The organism is Bifidobacterium sp. (genome assembly GCF_051876855.1).
Lineage (GTDB): Bacteria > Actinomycetota > Actinomycetes > Actinomycetales > Bifidobacteriaceae > Bifidobacterium.
In genome coordinates this window covers 8,911-25,122 of record NZ_JBJEIH010000103.1, presented here as the reverse complement: position 1 = coordinate 25,122, position 16,212 = coordinate 8,911, and the positions used below count along the sequence as shown (strand labels likewise).

13 protein-coding genes and 2 tRNA genes are annotated in these 16,212 nt (G+C 61.4%); 9 read left to right on the top strand and 6 right to left on the bottom strand.

Translation table 11 applies throughout. The features are described from left to right. Window positions 1–253: 253 nt before the first annotated feature. Window positions 254–814 carry a GtrA family protein gene (locus ACI38B_RS06875; RefSeq protein ID WP_300745369.1) on the top strand — a complete coding sequence of 187 codons (561 nt, stop codon included), beginning with the start codon at window positions 254–256 and terminating at the stop codon, window positions 812–814. A 119-nt stretch (window positions 815–933) separates the two neighbouring features. Here the strand turns inward: ACI38B_RS06875 and ACI38B_RS06870 are convergent, their stop codons facing one another. Beyond that, complete coding sequence (locus tag ACI38B_RS06870) at window positions 934–2,364, bottom strand: MFS transporter (RefSeq protein WP_439730096.1); 1,431 nt, start codon at window positions 2,362–2,364, stop codon at window positions 934–936. A gap of 371 nt (window positions 2,365–2,735) precedes the next feature. Here ACI38B_RS06870 and ACI38B_RS06865 point away from each other — a divergent pair, with 371 nt between their 5' ends. Together ACI38B_RS06865 and ACI38B_RS06860 are read left to right on the top strand one after the other, a co-directional pair. After that, a complete protein-coding gene (locus tag ACI38B_RS06865) occupies window positions 2,736–3,395 on the top strand; it encodes a histidine phosphatase family protein (RefSeq protein ID WP_439730095.1) in 660 nt (219 codons plus the stop codon). Between the two features lie 170 nt (window positions 3,396–3,565). Next, window positions 3,566–4,465, top strand: a complete 900-nt coding sequence (locus ACI38B_RS06860) for a hypothetical protein (RefSeq protein ID WP_439730094.1) — start codon at window positions 3,566–3,568, stop codon at window positions 4,463–4,465. A gap of 138 nt (window positions 4,466–4,603) precedes the next feature. On the opposite strand, the gene ACI38B_RS06855 is transcribed toward ACI38B_RS06860, so the two are convergent. Further along, window positions 4,604–6,565, bottom strand: coding sequence for a DUF805 domain-containing protein (locus tag ACI38B_RS06855; protein ID WP_439730093.1), 1,962 nt, complete (start codon window positions 6,563–6,565; stop codon window positions 4,604–4,606). Window positions 6,566–6,714: 149 nt separating this feature from the next. Here ACI38B_RS06855 and gltX point away from each other — a divergent pair, with 149 nt between their 5' ends. The 3 genes from gltX (at window position 6,715) to ACI38B_RS06840 (ending at window position 8,666) form a co-directional block, all read left to right on the top strand. Next, complete coding sequence (gene gltX, locus ACI38B_RS06850) at window positions 6,715–8,250, top strand: glutamate--tRNA ligase (protein WP_439730092.1); 1,536 nt, start codon at window positions 6,715–6,717, stop codon at window positions 8,248–8,250. Between the two features lie 227 nt (window positions 8,251–8,477). After that, window positions 8,478–8,550: transfer RNA gene (locus ACI38B_RS06845), tRNA-Glu, on the top strand. Window positions 8,551–8,591: 41 nt separating this feature from the next. Next, window positions 8,592–8,666: transfer RNA gene (locus ACI38B_RS06840), tRNA-Gln, on the top strand. A 205-nt stretch (window positions 8,667–8,871) separates the two neighbouring features. On the opposite strand, the gene ACI38B_RS06835 is transcribed toward ACI38B_RS06840, so the two are convergent. Both ACI38B_RS06835 and ACI38B_RS06830 read right to left on the bottom strand, forming a co-directional pair. Continuing rightward, window positions 8,872–10,179: a metallophosphoesterase gene (locus tag ACI38B_RS06835; protein WP_439730091.1), complete on the bottom strand. Its 1,308-nt coding sequence runs from the start codon at window positions 10,177–10,179 to the stop codon at window positions 8,872–8,874. A 643-nt stretch (window positions 10,180–10,822) separates the two neighbouring features. Further along, window positions 10,823–11,590, bottom strand: a complete 768-nt coding sequence (locus ACI38B_RS06830; RefSeq protein WP_439730099.1) for an IclR family transcriptional regulator — start codon at window positions 11,588–11,590, stop codon at window positions 10,823–10,825. A 207-nt stretch (window positions 11,591–11,797) separates the two neighbouring features. Here ACI38B_RS06830 and leuC point away from each other — a divergent pair, with 207 nt between their 5' ends. From leuC to ACI38B_RS06815, 3 genes are all read left to right on the top strand, one after another. Further along, the gene (leuC, locus tag ACI38B_RS06825) at window positions 11,798–13,201 is read left to right on the top strand and encodes a 3-isopropylmalate dehydratase large subunit (protein WP_439730090.1); all 1,404 of its coding nucleotides are present in this window, start codon (window positions 11,798–11,800) and stop codon (window positions 13,199–13,201) included. A 126-nt stretch (window positions 13,202–13,327) separates the two neighbouring features. Further along, on the top strand, window positions 13,328–14,014 hold the full coding sequence (gene leuD / locus ACI38B_RS06820) for a 3-isopropylmalate dehydratase small subunit (RefSeq protein WP_033494154.1): 687 nt from the start codon (window positions 13,328–13,330) through the stop codon (window positions 14,012–14,014). 302 nt (window positions 14,015–14,316) lie between these two features. Beyond that, a complete protein-coding gene (locus ACI38B_RS06815; protein ID WP_439730089.1) occupies window positions 14,317–14,712 on the top strand; it encodes an iron chaperone in 396 nt (131 codons plus the stop codon). A gap of 75 nt (window positions 14,713–14,787) precedes the next feature. Here ACI38B_RS06815 and ACI38B_RS06810 read toward each other — a convergent pair whose 3' ends face one another. Together ACI38B_RS06810 and ACI38B_RS06805 are read right to left on the bottom strand one after the other, a co-directional pair. After that, complete coding sequence (locus ACI38B_RS06810; RefSeq protein ID WP_439730088.1) at window positions 14,788–15,900, bottom strand: diguanylate cyclase; 1,113 nt, start codon at window positions 15,898–15,900, stop codon at window positions 14,788–14,790. Window positions 15,901–16,075: 175 nt separating this feature from the next. Then, on the bottom strand, window positions 16,076–16,212 hold a 137-nt coding region (locus tag ACI38B_RS06805), incomplete at its 5' end, for an excalibur calcium-binding domain-containing protein (RefSeq protein WP_439730098.1).

Genomic DNA, 16,212 nt, shown 5'->3' with positions numbered 1-16,212 from the left:
GCGGCGTCGATGCGTGGACGGGTTCGCGGAAGAGGGCCGCGGCGGCGGATTCAGAAGGGACCGCGGCGGCGGATTCAGAAAGGACCGCGTGGCCGAGTTCAGCGGCGATACGGGTATTACCGCGGGTTTGTGGAGATAAGCACAAGTTCGCGCTGACGGATTGTGCAAGCCCACGGGCACGGATTGGTGAGGAACCGTGAGGATTCCCGGTTCCGCGCGGAATCGTCATCGTACGCGTGTTTAATGGTGGGTTGTGAAAAAACTCATCGAACAGCTCATGAAATTCGGCGTCGTCGGGGTTATCGCTTTCATCATCGATGTCGGCGTGATGAACCTGCTGATGCGGTTCCTGCACATGCCGAATGTCGCGGCGAGCACGATTTCGTTCATCGTCTCGCTGATTTTCAACTATCTGGCGAGCATGAAATACGTGTTCAAGCACCGCGATGATATGGCCCGTTGGATGGAAATGCTGATTTTCCTGCTGTCCTCGGTGATCGGTCTGCTTATCAACGACGCGATTATCGCGGTGAGCACGCTTGGCATGGCCGCTGACGCCATCGTCACCCAGCACGCCGTATATGTGCTGCGTACCAATGCCGGAAAGCTGGTTGCTACCGTCGTGGTCGCGGTGTGGAATTTCGTCATCCGCAAATGGCTGCTGGACGATACCCATACGAATGCCGCGAACCGTCTGCGCAAAGCTGATAACAGGCTGACGCAGGAGGAGTTGGACGCCCGATGGGAGCGCAGCTTCTCCCATCGCCTGGGCATGTGGTCGCTTGAACATACGCCTGCGGGCTGGCCGAAGTAAGGAATTACGAAATAACGAGAGGAGCGGGTACGTCAAACGGACGTGCCCGCTCCCTGTATGTTGGGCCTCGCACTTAGAACACCTAGGGCTGCTGCGCTCACGCCCCGAGCCTGTCTCGTTCACACCTCGACTTCGGTCAGGGTGGGTGTTTCCGTGCTGGACTTGATTTGCCGTATGCCGGTCAGAGCGATGAGCAGCGAACCGATTGCCAACGCGGTGACGACGACGAATCCGCCGTGTGAGCCCGCCTTGTCGATGAACACGCCGGCAATCGCCGATCCGACGGACGAGCCGATGGAATTCATCGCGCCCATCCATGCCATGCCTTCCGTGAATCGCGAGGGCGGCACGAGATGCAGCATGAGCTGGTTGCCGTTGATCCACGTCGGTGCTTGGCACACGCCGATCACCAGGTAAATCACCATGATGACCCACAGGTGTTTCGCGAACAGGAACGAGCCGATGCCGAGATTCACCACGGCGAGGCACACATAGAACCGTTTCCACAGCGGGATCATCCAGTTTTTCGCGCCGTAGACGAGCGCGCCGGTCAGGGAGCTCAGCGAGAAGCAGGCGAAAACGAATCCCGTGTACTGCTTCATGTCCTGTTCCGTCGCGAACGCGATGATCGAGATGCCCGCGGCCGATTGGAATGCGCCGAGCCCGAACCAGGTTGCGCATACGGCGATGAGTCCCGGCCCCCAGATCGACCTATGCGAGCGCGCCGGTTTGTCTGCTGCCCGGTGCCCGTCGGCGATCGCGGCCGCTTGTGCTTCCGCCGGCTGATGTGTCGTGGTGGCGGCATCCGCGCCGGTGGTGTGCGCCGAACGTGCTGCTTGCAGCGCTGCGGCTTTCTGCGCTTCGCGCTCGCGATACTGGGCGCGGGTGAGTCCCGCCTCGCGGGCGAGTTGCGTCTGCGACGGCGGTTCCGTAGTCCGCTCGGTCAGGAACATCAGCGCACCGACGATGACGCACATGCCGGTGAACGAGAACGCGAGCAGTCCGGAAATCACCGCAAGTGTGGATGCGAGCGGATTGCCGATTACCCACATGCATTCGTCGAGCACGCCGGAAAGCGACAACGCCCGGTCTGTTCGTTCGTGGTCGCCTCGCAACAGTCGAGCCCACCGCCCGCGGCTCATCGCGCCCCACGGCGGGATCGCGGCCATGAACGGCACAATCGCGTACAGCACCCATTGCGGCGCATGATGCGTAATCGCGGTGACCAGTGACGTCGAGGCAATGATCCACACGATGATGGTTGGGATTGACACCTGCCGCTGGCCATAGATATCCACGAGCTTGCCCAGCAACGGCCCGACCAGCGCGGTCGCGATGGCTTGGATCGCCGTGAGCGCGCCCGCGAGCGAATAATTGCCGTAATAGTGTTGCACGGAAATCGTGATGGTCATGCCGACCATGGGGAACGGCATGCACGCGATTACCGAGCCGATGGCGAATCGTGCGGTGTGCGGCATGCGCAGCAGCTCGGCGTATCCTCCGAACAGGCGTCGGGCGAGGTCTTTGACCCCGGCGGTGAATGTGGTCATATCGTGCGGCCTTCTGTTGTCGTGTTTTCTTTGTGATTGTCGAAGTGCTGTCTTCCGGGCTGTCCATCGTGTGGCGGGGCGTTGTGGCGAGGCGTTGGGTGTCTGCCGGCCGGGCGTCTTGTGCCTGCGTGCCTGTATGGCAAGTTGCTGGCGACCGGTGGACGACGGCTTGTCGATGTCTGTTCGCCTGTTGTTCACTGAAGCGCTACACCTGTTGCGGTATAAGGTGTTTTGGCGCTCCGCTTGTCACTGTTCGGACAGCCATGGCAACTTTATCCCGGTGCCGTGCATGACACGCGGTACATTGGAAAAGCAGGCGCCGGATTTCGGCGTCTCGCTATCGCATCACACCGCATACGCAGGAGGACCACATGCCGTCAACCACCATCCATTTCATCCGCCACGGCAAGGTCGAGAATCCCGATCACCTGTTGTATGAGCGCCTTCCCGGCTTCCATCTGTCTGATTTCGGCCGCCGCATGGCCCAGGCGACCGCCGATTACGCGGCCGCTGATCCGCAACTGTCCGGCGTCGTGGCCGTATATTCGTCGCCGCTTGACCGGACTCGCGAAACCGCGGGCATTATTCTCGACGCGCTCAACAAGGTCCGCGCTGAACGCGGGGAACAACCGCTCGAACTGCAAACCGACAGCCGAATCATCGAAGCGGGCAACGAATTCCGCGGCAAGCGCATCGGATATGGCGAGGGGGCGCTGTGGCGCAACGGGAACTGGCGTCTCGTTCGCAATCTGTGGAAGCCCAGCTGGGGTGAAAGCTATCAGCATATCGCCGCGCGGGTAGGGGATTTTGCCCAGGAGAAAGTCCGCGAATACGCCGGCAAGCAGATTATCGCAGTCAGTCACGAATCGCCGATCTGGTCATATCGTCATCTTCTGGAAACCGGGCATCCCGAGCACAATATGTTCCTGCGTCATACCGCGCTCGCTTCGGTCACATCTATCACCTATGACAGCGAGACGGGGAAGATGCTGTCCATCAGCTATGCCGATCCTGCGAAGGACGTGCGCTGAGCGCGCAGACACGGCGCGAAGATACCGTACGAAAGCAAGAGACGACGGAACGGTCGCGCATCTTCGGCGATGACGACAATGCGCTGACACGCCGCGAAAGCCTGCAGAAGCGCGGTAGTGTTGAATAAGTGCGAATATACGCGTTGGAATGTGGGCAAAGGAGCATGAGCATGACCATGATGGACGGACAAGTGCAAGATGAGGTGCGGCGGATCGCCGGTTTGACGGATATCCGCGATGCGGCGGAGCGTGGTGCCGCGTTGACATCCCTATGGCCGCTGACCGATGCGATGATGATGGGCAACGACGCGAAATATGCGGAAAATCTGCAGGTACGGGAAAGCCTGGTGATTGCGCACGCGCTGACGGGACTCGACGTGACCCGTGCCGACGCGGAATATGTCTATGAGGGCGCGGACACGATTCCTGGCCGTCCGCAGGATATCGTCAACGCGCTGTTGGCGGCGAATGATGCCTGTGATGCGGCTGCTGCATACCGCGGACAGGCGGATTCTACGGTGTTCGCGGGTGTCGCGCAGGCGTTGGGGGCGTCTTGGAATGCCGGGGTTGCGGGTGATATCGCGGATATCGTCCGGCAGGCTTCGCAGCTGGCCGCTGATGATGCTGTGGAGTGTGATGGTGCTGTTGACGCTGGAACCGCAAGCGGCGCCGCCGAAAGCGGTGTTGCGTCCGAAGCGCTGCGTGTCGCCGGTGACTTGGCGGTATATACGCTTGCGGCAGCGGCCATGCTCCGTCAATCGGATGCCGCGCAGGCGGGTACGGCAGGGATGTGTGCGGTGCTGCTCGCGTTGAACGAGTGGTGCGACAGCGTATCCTTGCCACGGCTGTATTATTCGCCGCAACTGTTGTCACAGCTGATGGATGCGCGTGAGGCCAACGGTGAAGGTGTCTCCGATGCGTTCGTTTCGGTTATCGCCCAGGCCGCCGGCGCTGAATGGGAACAGCATCGCGGCGATGTGCTGTGGGATCCGAAAGAGGCGAAACGTCAGGCGAAAGAGGCCGACGAACGCCGGAATAAGGCCGAACTGTCTGCGAAATTCTCCAAATAGCATGGCTGAATTCGCCGACGCGTGAAGCGAACGCGCGTGCCGTTTGATACCGTTTGGCATTGCGCACGTACTCGCTTCACGCGGCGGACAGGGCATGTCATGCCTGGCTATTGTGCTGTTTTCGCTGTCTTGGTTGTGTTAGCTGTCTTGACCGGGAACGTTCCACGGGGTTGTCGGCGCTGTCGGGGATTGGGCGGTGGTGCTGGCGCCGAAATCCGCGAAATTCGTTGGAATCGCTGGCGCGCCGGGGTTGTCCGGGGCCGTCGGTGTCGTGGTCGGCTGACCGGTGGACGGGTACTGCGGCTGTGCGGGAACGTGGACCTCATCGGTGGGGAAAGACACTGATTGGAGGGCCTGAGCCGGGTCGGTCGGCATGACTGGGGTTTGCGGGTCAGGCATGAAGCTGAAATCGGCGTCGGGTGTGTACGTTCCGGTCGGCATCTGGATGCCGTGCACGGTCTGCGGCTTGACCGCGGGCATATCGGGCACGCCGAGGGAGGATGGCGTGAACGTGACTCCCGGCATCGTGGCAAGGGCGGCGCTGGTGGTGTTCGCTTCGTCCGTCGTGGTCTGTGCGGTTGCCGGCTGATTTGATGCTGACTGATCGGCTGCCGGTTGGTCGGAAACAGCGGCTGGTTGGATGTCAGCCGGTTGCACCGGTGCGGGTTTTGGCACGGTTGGCTGGACGGAACCGGATGCCGTGGGCGTTTCGGTTGACTGTGCATGCCAGACTTCGGGCTGCGCCGTGGTCGGTTGTGAGACAACTGACGGTGTGGTTGCCGGCTGTGGCCCTGCCGACTGGTCGGTGTTCGTCGGTGCGAACGTCTGGCCGCCGATCGGGGAGAAGCCCATGGGGGCGGCCGTCGCCGGAGTCTGCGCGATGTCGGTCTGTTGCCAGGCCGGCGCTGTCTGTGCGGGAGTTTGCGGTATCTGCGGTATCTGCGGCATCTGCGCGTTCCATGGCGTTGCCGAAGCGTCTTGGGCCGCCGGTTGCTGCATCGTCTGCTGCGACTGCAACGGCTGTTGCGGCTGCTGGGGGAAATACGCCGGTGTCGTCGGAGTGTTGAATGTGCCGTCCGATTCGGTGCTCGGCGTTGGCATTGGTGCGCCGGTCCATTCGGCTTGTGCCGTTTGCATGGCCTGCAATTGTTGCGCCGGCGCCCCGAAATCAGGCATCTGTATCTGCGGCATGTTGCCGAACTGTGGGGTATCGCCAGACTGCGGTGTACTGCCGGATGGCTGTGCGCCGAACTGCTGGCCGCTCGCGATGACCCCTACGCCGGCGACGGGATTCGCCGTGCCTTGCATATTCGGTGCGGCCGCGGGCATCGTATTCCCGCCGCTTGCCTGAGCGGCCCCAGAGGTCGGAGCCGTTGGAACCATTGGGGCCGTAGGGACTGTCGGAGCGGGAATCGGGGCCATCGGCTGGTACGTCATTCCGGATTGCATACCGAGATTCGTCGGCGTCACCTGGCTGCTACCGGGAACCCAGACCATGCTGTTCTTGTCGAAACGCGCGCCTTCCGGCTTAGAGGAACCTACAAGAAGCCATATCCACACCACCATGTCGAGGATGTAACCAAGCACCATTATTACGAGCCCGCCTGTCACCGCGAACGCCGGGGCATTGAATTGTCTGGATCCAACGCCCATCACGACCAAACCAATCACGATGCATAGGATCGACGGAACAGATGGTGCAAAAATCCACCAGCCGGAGCGGTTCGTGTCATGCAAACGCCTGAACGTCAACGTGATGATAGGGAAAACCAACGCGAACATCAGCAAACAAAGCACCAATGCCAGCGTATCTTGGTGATGCTTTGTCGCGGTATCCACCAGGTAGTAGAGCACCGCGCACAAGATGGATATGTACAGGTACGCCCACCAGAATTCGCTTCGCGACGCGCGGCCGGAAAACACGAAATACTTGCGGTACATGCGTGCAATCGCCTTCGGGAACGAGCAGCCGTAGCAGGGCAGCTCAAGTTCCGAGCCTTGGTAGACAGGTCCATGCATCTGATTGAACGCGGCCGGCGACCATGCCGGGCCTCCCATCATTGGGTTGCCGCCATTGGGATTATTGCTTGGATTGCTCATAGGTGTTCCTTCTCTCAAGCCATAGCACAAGTATAAAGGAGAAAACCTGAATTCGATGTAACTTCATGACGAATTTGTGACTTTTTCATAAAAAGTCCGTTCACGCGTTCGTTCGTCGTACGTCCCTCACGCGCGGCACAATAGAGCGTATGACCGAAGCTGACAACAAAGAAAGCAAGGATACCAAGCCTGAGTTGCCGAAGGACGTGCGCGTGCGCTTCTGCCCGTCGCCGACCGGCACACCGCATGTGGGCATGGTCCGTACCGCCCTGTTCAACTGGGCAGAGGCACGCCATACGCACGGCACCTTCGTGTTCCGTATCGAAGACACCGACGCACAGCGCGATAGCGAGGAAAGCTACAACCAGATTCTCGATGCGCTCAAGTGGCTGCATATCGACTGGGACGAGGGCATCGAAGTCGGTGGCCCGGACGGCCCGTACCGTCAGTCCGAGCGTACCCAGATTTACAAGGACGTCGCCGCCAAGCTGCTTGAGGCGGGGTACGCCTACGAGTCCTATTCGACCCCCGAGGAGATCGAGGCTCGCAATGTCGCCGCCGGACGCCCGAAGGCCTTCGGCTACGATGGCTATGACCGAAACCTGACCGAAGAGCAGAAAGCCGCCTTCCGCGCCGAGGGCCGCAAGCCGGCGCTGCGCATTCGCATGCCCGACGAGGACATCGCTTTCGACGACCTGATCCGCGGCCGCATCGAGTTCAAGGCCGGTTCCGTGCCGGATTACGTGATCGTCCGCCCGAACGGCGACCCGCTGTACACGCTCACCAACCCGGTGGACGATGCGATGATGCGCATCAACGTCGTGCTGCGTGGCGAGGACCTGCTGAGCTCCACCCCGCGCCAGATTGTGCTTTACCGCTATCTCATCAAGCTCGGCATCGCCAAGGAAGTCCCGCTGTTCGGCCACATGCCGTACGTCATGGGCGAAGGCAAGAAGAAGCTGTCGAAGCGCGACCCGGAATCCAACCTGTTCCTGCACCGCGAGAACGGCTTCATTCCTGAGGGCCTGCTCAACTACCTCGCCCTGCTCGGCTGGTCAATCGCGCCCGACCGTGACGTGTTCTCGATGGACGAGATGATCGAGAAGTTCGATGTGCGAGACGTCAAGGCGAACCCCGCCCACTTCGACTTGGACAAGGCAATCTCGATCAACGCGGAGCATATCCGCATGCTCGAGCCGCAGGACTTCCTCAACCGTTCCGTACCGTATCTGCACCGCGACGGCGTGGTGTCCGCCGACAGCTGGGATGCCCTGACCGACCGTGAGCGTGCGATTCTCACTGCTTCCGCCCCGCTGGTGCAGCCGCGTGTACGCCTGCTTGGTGAGGTGTCCGGCATGGTCGGCAGCCTGCTGAGCGAGGAGCCCTACATTGAGCCCGCCGCGGATGTGCGCAAGACGCTCAAGGATTCCGCCGGCGACGTGCTTGACAAGGCCATTGCCGCGCTCGAGGCCGTGGACGAGGCCGATTGGAAGGCCGAACCGCTGCATGAGACCCTGAACAAGGCGCTGATTGAGGAGGCCGGTTACAAGCCGCGTCTGGCGTTCGGCCCGGTGCGCGTCGCCGTGTCCGGCCGTCGTGTGTCTCCGCCGCTGTTCGAGTCGATGGAGATTATCGGCAAGCCGGTGACGGTGGCTCGTCTCAAGGGGCTGCGCGAGCATCTGTGATGGTTGCGGGCCTGGGTGCGAGGGCTTGGGTGTTGTGCAGACGGTGCCGATGGCTGTGCCTGACGCCTAAGTCCTTATGACAGTAGCGATTGAGCGGTCTGGAGCGTGATGTTCCAGACCGCTTTTGCATTGCGACACGCCGATGCGGTTGGGCGATTTGCGTGGTGCAAGTATCCGCTGTATATTATTCAACTGTTGCGTCGAGAGACGTAAACAGATAACTAAACGCCCCCGTCGTCTAGCGGTCTAGGACTACGCCCTCTCACGGCGCCAACACCGGTTCAAATCCGGTCGGGGGTACGACCGACGAAGCAGTTCCAAGAGCTGCGGCGCCTGCCAATTGGGGTATGGTGTAATTGGCAACACAGGTGATTCTGGTTCATCCATTCTTGGTTCGAGTCCAGGTACCCCAGCCAACGGAAAGCCACTGCAAACGCAGTGGCTTTTTTCGTATCCGTTCGGATTAATCGTCAACATGCGTGTCCAGATAACAAACCGCGAGCACAATCATCACAACCTTCTACCGACGCTGACTGCATCGTGAGCGTCGGTAGAAGCAGGGCCACGACTTTCTGCCGACGATGGGGGCGGTGTTGGCGTAGACAGTTTGGGAGGCGTGGCTTATTTCTTGCGTAGGGTGCGGCGCAGGCGGCCGAGCAATCCGGGTTTGCGTAGCAGGTCCATAGACTCGCCAATCTGGTCTGTTTCGCTTGAAATGGCGAATGTGTACGTCTTATGCGAGTTGGGCTTGCCGACCAGGTCGCCGAATTCCAGTAATTGCGTGCGCGGGTGGTATGGGTGCCGGATATCGAATTCGAACAACCTTGCCGCCACGCGTGCAGGCGCCGGTCCATACGACCCGAATCCGCAGGTCGGGGAAGCGACCATCAGCATGCCATCGACTTCACCTGCGAAACCATTGCGGTGATCATGCCCTGCACAAATCGCGAAATACCGGTCGCCGTTCGCAAGAATCGCGTATTCCCCGCTGTCGGCATCAGGACAGCTCACGCCTTCGCCAAGATAACTGCCAGGCAAGGTCTTGTCTTCGTCCAGAACATAGCTATGTCCAGAGAACACGCGATACCCTTCCACGGCATGCGCCGCGTTCGGCGGCACTGATTTGAGCAGCCGGTAATACTGCGGGATGGGGAAATGCTGGAACACCATCATGCGAGTGTGCAGGACATCGGGCATGAGACCAAGGAATTTCAACGCCGCGTCCGATGGCGAACCGTACCCGCCGGAACGGGCATAGTCCCCGGAATCCACTACTGTCAGCCCCAGCACGGTGCGCTTGCGATCCACATCCATCACCGGCAGCGCGAGCGTCCCCGCCTCACACGGGTAGATGCGCTGGTCGGGGAGCCCGGAACTTGAGCGGGTGCGAGGCAGATCAGGCCGCGATGCGGTTGATTCAGCGTTGAGACACCCGGGAAACTCACGGTAGATGGCATCCATTTCCTCGCGGCTTAGCCCGCATTGGCTGTCATGGTTGCCGTATGTGGCGACCCACGGAATGCCGCGGTCGATCAGCGGCTGGAGGAACTGCCCGATGCTCTGTCGTACCAAGTCGCGCGTATGGTCAAGCTGTTCGCGGCTCGCCTCGTTCTGCCGGATGCGTTCCAGCGGGGTGCGCCAGCTGCGCTTGCGGAACGTATCGGCGTAAGCGCTGTCATACCCGGCGATCTGATTGCCGGTGAAGATGACAACATCCGGCCGCGCGGCATCTGCGGCAGCGGCGATTAGGCGTATCGTATCGCCAGAGACCTTCGGACCGTCCTGGATGTCGGAAAGCTGTAACACCCGGAATTTGCCGGATTCATGGAATTGCAGGCGTCCCAGACGCGCGGACACCGATGTCGGCCGGCGTATGGCATTGCGTGTTCCATGACTGGGACGGCTGTCGGGACGTTGCTTGTCGCTCATGATATCCACACTAGTGCACGTCGGCGCGGATTGCATGCCGAGTGGCCTGTCCCGTGAAGAAATCCGGATGATGCCGGGCGGGCGGAGGCCAATGTCCGGTGGCGGTGATTCGGCCGCAATACCGCGCGCTATCGGCCTTCCACAAGTCGGCGCACCGGCGCACCGGCCAACGTGCGTCTGTGCGCGGTTGTGCGCGTCGCGCTGACTCTCCCCAATGCGAGCCGTCAATCGCACCGTCGTGCGTGCGGCTGTATGGAACCGGATATGAAGCTGAATGATCTGCCATGCAATTGGTAGCCCGCACTCAGTGACGCCCATCGTTGCCCCAAGCATCGGCTGGTTATATAAGAGCTACCGGCAAACGGAACCCCTTCGGAGCGAAGCGAACCGGCGAGGTTTCGTCCGAAGCCCCATAATTATAATTGAACCCTTCTTCTTCTCTTCTCTCTCCTTGGCCCCGGCGGAAACGTCGGGGCTTCTCTTTTCTGTAGTCTGAAAAACCTTCTACCGACGCTGACGAGCGTCTCGGCGTCGGTAGAAGGTTATCGGTGATGCCGAGTTATCGGCGGACGGTTCGGATTGCTGGAGACCATCCGACCAGACGGCAGTTGTTGCCCTCAGCGCTCGCTCTCAGCCTTCTCCCTCAGCGCTCGCCGCTGGCGCGCAGCAGGGCTTCGGTGAGGTATTTGCCGGCGGCCATCACGAGCGGCGCGTACCGGCGGCCAGGGGTTGTGCCCATGCGGCCGGTCGGCCCGGAGATGGAGATCGCGGCGATGACCTGGCCGGAGGGGTTGCGGATCGGCGCGGAGATGGAGCATACGCCGTCTTCGCGTTCGTTTACTGATTCCGCCCATCCGCGCTTGCGTACGGTGGCAAGCTTGGCAGCGGTGAATTTCGCGTGGCGCAAGCCCTGATGCAGACGCTCCGAATCTTCCCAGGCGAGCAGAATCTGTGCGGCGGATCCGGCTTCCATGCTCAGCAGCGCCCCGACGGGGATGGAATCACGCAGGCCGCTGGCGCGCTCCACGGCGGCGATGCACACGCGCTGGTCGCCCTGGCGACGGTAGATTTGCGCGGATTCGCCGGTGCGGTCAAGCAGAGTCTGCAAAATCGGGCCGGATGCGGTAAGCAGGCGGTCTTCGCCGGCCGCAGCGGCAAGTTCGGCGAAACGTGATCCAAGAACGAAGCGTCCATGCTGGTCGCGAATCACGAAACGATGGCGTTCCAAAGCGATGGCCAGACGATGCGCGGTTGGTCGGGCAAGACCCGTTTCGTTGACCAGTTGGCCGAGGGTGGCCGGCCCTGATTCGAGCGCATCCAATATTTTGACCGTTTTGTCAAGTACCCCGACGCCGGAATGGATGTCACCATCCGCCTGCGGCGGCTGATTTTGATCGAGGTTAGGACCCATGAAATCCTTGGTGTCAAAGCGTTCCGGTCCTACGGGGACGCGCAATGTGGAAGAAGTCATATTCCGGATTATGCCATCTCACATATCGAAACGCAAAAGCAGACACCCGTCAAAAACCGACATAGTGGAGTACAGAGGGCCATGTGGAAACGCATGGCTGAAGTAATTTTAGGGCGAAAACGTTGAAATTCCGCCAAAGGAGACAGCATGGGAACCACATTGGCCGAGAAGGTATGGGCTGACCATCTCGTAAGGCAAGGCGAAAACGGCGCGCCGGATCTGATCTACATCGACCTGATGCTGATGCATGAGGTCACCAGCCCGCAGGCGTTCGAAGGGCTTCGTCTCGCGGGCCGCAAGCCGCGTCACACCGATTTGCTGATCGCGACGGAAGACCACAACACGCCCACCGTCGACATCGACCGTCCGAACCCTGACAAGACCTCCGCGCTGCAGCTGAGCACGCTGGAGAAGAACTGCAAGGAATTCGGCGTGAGACTGCACCCGCTCGGTGACGCCGACCAGGGCATTGTGCACGCCTTCGCCCCGATTCTGGGTCTCACCCAGCCGGGCATGACCATCGTGTGCGGCGACTCCCACACCTCCACGCACGGTGCGTTCGGCGCCCTCGCGTTCGGCATCGGCACTTCAGAAGTCGAACACGTGATGGCTACGCAGACCCTGTCGCTCAAGCCGTTCAAGACCATGGCCGTGAACATCGAGGGCGAGCTGCCCAAGGGCGTGAGCGCCAAGGACATCATCCTCGCCATCATCGCGAAAATCGGTACCGGCGGCGGCCAGGGCCACGTCATCGAATACCGCGGCGAGGCAATCCGCAAGCTGAGCATGGACGAGCGCATGACCATCTGCAACATGTCCATTGAAGCGGGCGCCCGCGCCGGCATGATTGCCCCTGATGAGACGACTTTCGAGTATCTGAAGGGCCGTCCGCACGCGCCTGAAGGCGAGATGTGGGACAAGGCGGTTGCCTACTGGAAGACGCTCAAGACCGATGATGACGCCGTATTCGACAAGGAAGTGACGATTAACGCCGCCGATTTGGCGCCGTTCGTCACCTGGGGCACCAACCCCGGCCAGGGCGTGCCGATTACCGGCAATGTCCCGGTGCCGGAGGATATCGCCGACGCCGAGCAGCGCGCAGCCGCCCAGTCCGCCATCGACTACATGGGCTTGAAGCCCGGCCAGCCGATGAAGAGCATCCCGGTGGACACGGTGTTCATCGGCTCATGCACCAACGGCCGCATTGACGACCTGCGTACCGCCGCGAAGATTATGAAGGGCCATCACAAGGCCGATTCCATCCACCGCGTGCTCGTGGTGCCCGCATCCTCCCGTGTGCGGCTTGAGGCCGAGCGTGAGGGGCTTGACAAGATTTTCAAGGATTTCGGCGCGGAATGGCGCAACGCCGGCTGCTCGATGTGCCTGGGCATGAACCCGGACAAGCTGGTGCCGGGTGAGCGCTCGATTTCCACCTCGAACCGCAACTTCGAGGGACGCCAGGGCAAGGGCTCGCGCACGCATCTGGCGTCGCCCGCCGTCGCCGCCGCAACGGCGATCCGCGGCACGATTTCCAGCCCCGAGGACCTGTAACCCGCCAATCCCACGCCGAACAGGCTGAACAACATAAACGCATCAAACGTGCAATCCGGCCGCCGACAACTCGCCCGCGACCGGTGAAGGCCGGCAGACAGTCGCCGGCCGATGAAAGGAATCGTTATGGAAAAGCTGACCGTGGTGACCGGAACCGGCGTTCCGCTCCGCCGCTCGAATGTGGATACCGACCAGATCATCCCCGCCGTGTTCCTTAAGCGGGTCAAGAAAACCGGCTTCGAGGACGCGCTGTTCTACGCATGGCGCCGCGACCCCGATTTCGTGCTCAACCGCCCCGAATACAAGCAGGGCAAGATTTTGGTCGCCGGCCCGGATTTCGGCATCGGCTCGTCGCGTGAACACGCGGTGTGGGCGCTGCGCGACTACGGTTTCCGCGTGGTCATCTCCTCCCGCTTCGCCGACATTTTCTACGGCAACACCGCGAAGAACGGCGTGCTGGCCGCAATCATGCCGCAGGAAAGCATCGAGCTGCTGTGGAAGCTGCTTGAAGAGGAACCCGGCCGCGATATGACCGTCGATCTGGGTGCGCGCACCGTGACTTGCGGCGACGTGACCCTGCCGTTCGAGGTGGGCGACTACGTGCGCTGGCGCCTGATGAACGGCTATGACGACATCGATCTGACGCTCCAGCACGAGGATGACATCGCTGCCTACGAGAAGATGCGCGCCGAGAAGTTCCCGTTCAAGCCGAAGACGCTGCCGGCCAAGCACTGGCCGGACGTACCGATCCAGTCCGCGCGTGAGCCCGAGGAGACCAAGCCGTGGGCAGGGCCGATTGGCAGCCGGGAGTAGTCGCTGGCTTGGAAAGGCCGCGGAATCCGTGTGGGTTCCGCGGCCTTTTGCGTTGTATATGCGGGTGGCAGGATGCGTGATTTCTGGCGCATTGCAGACGGCCGGTTGCGGGAATCCGGCGGATACGGTCATCTCCGGGATGCCGCTCCTGCCGGGCTTCAGGAACCACCGCGGCGGAAACCAATGCCCGTTCGCTGTTGACGATTTGGCGATTCACCGCGCCGGATACGGTACGCTTACGGGAACAGCGCAGCCGCATCCGGACAAAACCGGAGCGCACCCCGACCGGAATGGAGCAACACATGGCGAAATACGCGAACGTCGAGGAATATCTCGGCTCGATTGCCGATGAGCGGCATCGCACCGAATTCAAGGAACTGCTTGACTGGGTGCATGCCACATGGCCGCAGCTGGTCTGCGAAGTCAAATGGAACCAGCCGATGTTCACCGATCACGGCACATTCATCATCGGGTTCACCGCGTTGACCAACCATGTGACCGTCGGCTCCGAACCGCGCGCATTCGAGCATGCCATGCCGCTGATTGAGCAGCAGCATCTCAAGTGCGGCAAGAAAACCTTCCAGATTCCGTATGGCCGCAGTGACGCGTGGGAGGTGCTCAGGCAGATCATCGAATTCACCATCGCCGACAAGCGCGACGTGCAGACCTTCTGGGACCAGCGTCGTCCCGGATGCTGATATCCGCGGTTCCGTGGGGTTAGCCACGGGATTAACCGTGGGGTAAGCGGAGTCGCGGGGCCTACGTGGGTTGATTCATGCGCCGATGGCGGCCTTGATACGCCGGGCGAGTGTCGCGTCCCACATGGCGCCGGTCGCGCTCATCACCGCGTCCGCCCCCGCCTCACGGTACGCGAGGTAATGCTCCGGTTCGATGACCCCGCCGACGCCGATAATCGTGAAATCAAGCCCGAGACGCTCGCGGATAGCCGACAGACGGCGGACCATGTCCAGTCCTGCCCCGCGAATCGCGTTCCCGCACACGCCGCTGCGATCGCGCCCCTCGCCGGGAAGCGCCTGATTGCCGGAAGCGTCCACGAGTTTCGCGGAAATCGTGTTGATGGTGGAGAAACCTTGCGCTGTGCCGTGTCCGACGGTTTCGCGCACCATGGTCTCGAGCTCAATATCCGAGGGGAAATAGGCGAGTTTGACGATGAGCGGGCGGTCGCCGATTTCGTTCTTGACCGCTTCGGTGATGCGGCCGACCAGATGCGGGTCATGACACAACAGGCGGTTATGGCCTTCGTTCGGGCAGCTCGTGTTCATTTCCATCAGCTGTGCGCCGGTTTCACAGACGAGCCGCGCGCAGGTCACGTGGTCGGCGATGTACTCGTCGGTGCTCATGCCGGCGACGCGTGAGCCTTGGAAACTCGGCACCAACAGTTGTCCGGGGCCGGCGGCGGCGATGGCATCACGCATATCCGGCTGCCATACGTCAGGGTCGCGCGACGGCACGCCGAAGGAATTCGAGATGGAAATCGGCAAATCATACCGGGTGTCCGCGAGCACGCCCTCATCGAGTTCGGGGCTGCCGGGGGTGAGCGACCCGTCCGCCGCCTTGGGGTGCACGGCGAGCACGTTGGGGAAGGGGTTGCAACCCCAGGCGCGCGACCGCACGGTTTTGTACACGGCCAAATCGAATCCCATACGGAAGGCGGCGGTCGTGAACCGTGAGTTGAGCAGCGGGCCGGCGGGAATGCCGAACGGCAGATTCACCGGGAAACCGAGCACGGTTGCGGGGGTTGCGTTGGAAGCTGCCGCGCCGCCGTCCGTCAACGCCTGCGCGAACTGGCCGAACGGCCCGCGCCGGTAATTGTCGTCATAGGTGAGGTTGACGTCGTAGAACGGCTCGAATTGCTGGTTGGCCATGCTTGCAAACTCCCGTCATATTGCCTTTCGGCACCCGTATTTGCTCCCAGTATATGGATTGGCGCAATCGGTTGCGGCGATGTGCGGCGATGGTGAGACGATTCGGGCGGTTGATTCGGGCGTTCGGTTCGGGTGGCATCCCGGAACCGAACGCGCGGTCGATACCGAACTGCAATCACTCGCAGGCTACGCCGTCGCCGTCACGGTCGAGCTTCCTCGAATACCCAGGTTGCCCCTGATACAGCGGAGCCTTGCCCGCCGCGCGGACGGCCGAGCAGTTCTGATAGTAGACATCCCCGCCGGATTGCTGCG